The sequence below is a fragment of the Cryobacterium sp. MLB-32 genome, from assembly GCF_000738085.1.
Lineage (GTDB): Bacteria > Actinomycetota > Actinomycetes > Actinomycetales > Microbacteriaceae > Cryobacterium.
The window spans coordinates 1-781 of record NZ_JPRS01000475.1; the positions used below are offsets into that span (position 1 = coordinate 1).

Consider the following 781-nt stretch of genomic DNA (forward strand, 5'->3'; position numbering starts at 1 on the left):
TCCTCGGACCTTCGTCTGTAAAAACAGCGATATTCGTAATGCGGATGCTCCCCAGGAGAGAAGCCCCGCTGGTCGGATCGACCGAGTTGAAATCTAGCATTGATCCGCCAAGATCCCCGGATTTACGGCGTTTTTCGGCCATTTCAGGGCAGTTTCACCCGCTGGAGCACCCGTTTTCCGCTTTCCGCGAAACGCAGAGGACCGCGAGGGTTAAAACAAAGCGGGATGTCGGCCGAAGCCGACATCCCGTTTGGATGCTTCAGTGACCGCCGAAGTCAGACTCCGAACGGTTGCCAGCGAGTGTTACCAGCTGGACTTGGTGATGCCGGGCAGCTCGCCGCGGTGCGCCATGTCGCGGAAACGCACGCGCGAGATGCCGAACTTGGAGAGGTGTCCGCGGGGGCGACCGTCAACAGCGTCACGGTTGCGCAGGCGCACCGGGCTCGCGTTGCGAGGAAGCTTCTGCAGTCCCTTGCGAGCCTCTTCGCGAGACTCGTCGGTGCCGGCCGGGTTGACCAGGGCCTTCTTCAGCTCAAGGCGCTTCGCGGCATAACGCTCCACGATGACCTTGCGCTGGTTGTTCTTGGCAATCATGCTCTTCTTCGCCATTTTTAGCGCTCCTCACGGAAGTCAACGTGCTTACGAATGACCGGGTCGTACTTCTTGAGTACGAGACGGTCGGGGTCGTTACGACGGTTCTTCTTGGTTACGTACGTGTAACCGGTTCCTGCCGTCGAACGCAGCTTGATGATCGGACGGACGTCATGTGCCTTAGCCATTA

Annotated in this window: 2 protein-coding genes; both read right to left on the reverse strand. The window is 59.0% G+C overall.

Annotated elements, in window-relative coordinates:
- Positions 1-303: 303 nt before the first annotated feature.
- A complete protein-coding gene (gene rpsN, locus JF66_RS19460) occupies positions 304-609 on the reverse strand; it encodes a 30S ribosomal protein S14 (protein ID WP_035880538.1) in 306 nt (101 codons plus the stop codon).
- Between the two features lie 2 nt (positions 610-611).
- A complete protein-coding gene (gene rpmG / locus JF66_RS19465; RefSeq protein ID WP_035880539.1) occupies positions 612-779 on the reverse strand; it encodes a 50S ribosomal protein L33 in 168 nt (55 codons plus the stop codon).
- Between the last annotated feature and the right edge of the window lie 2 nt (positions 780-781).

Excerpts from the sequence above, each read along its gene's own strand:
- rpmG (WP_035880539.1), bottom strand. The coding sequence starts at position 779 with ATGGCTAAGGCACATGACGTCCGTCCGATCATCAAGCTGCGTTCGACG.
- rpsN (WP_035880538.1), bottom strand. The coding sequence starts at position 609 with ATGGCGAAGAAGAGCATGATTGCCAAGAACAACCAGCGCAAGGTCATC.